The organism is Mycolicibacterium vaccae NBRC 14118 = CIP 105934 (assembly GCF_001552715.1).
Lineage (GTDB): Bacteria > Actinomycetota > Actinomycetes > Mycobacteriales > Mycobacteriaceae > Mycobacterium > Mycobacterium vaccae.
Genome location: NZ_BCRS01000369.1, coordinates 1 through 577 on the forward strand (window position 1 = coordinate 1; position 577 = coordinate 577).

Annotated in this window: 1 protein-coding gene; it reads left to right on the plus strand. The window is 70.9% G+C overall.

From position 1 onward, the window contains the following. The coding region (locus MVA01S_RS30075; protein ID WP_169801795.1) for an HNH endonuclease at positions 1-577 on the plus strand (577 nt) is incomplete at both ends.

Here is a 577-nt window from a genome sequence, read left to right on the forward strand (position 1 = left end):
GGACCGGTACCCGTGGCGGTGAACCTGGTGATCGCCGACACCACCCTGGCCGGTGACGATGACGAACTGGGCTGGCTCGACGGCTACGGCCCGGTCCCGGCCGGGTTCTGCCGGGCGTTGACCGGCGACGCGGCCGCTGATGCCGAACCCAAGGCCACGCTGCGCCGGCTCTACCGCCACCCCGGCTCAGGACAGTTGGTGGCGATGGAATCCAAAGCCCGCAGGTTTCCGAAAGGGCTGGCGCTGCTGTTGCAGCGCCGGGACCGCACGTGCCGCACCCCGTACTGCAATGCCCCGATCCGCCACCACGACCACGCGGTCCCGGCCCGGGCGGGCGGGCCCACCAGTGCGGGCAACGGGCTGGGGTTGTGCGAGGCGTGCAACTACGCCAAAGAGGCGCCGGGCTGGCGGGTCAGCACGATCGAGGACAACGGCGAACATCGAGCGGAGTATGTGACCCCGACCGGGGCCACCTACACCTCCATCGCCCCGCAGCTACCCGGGCCACCGGTACGACGACGGCTCAGCCTGGCCGAAGGCCGACTCAGCATCGACCTCGTCACCTTCGACGCCGCCT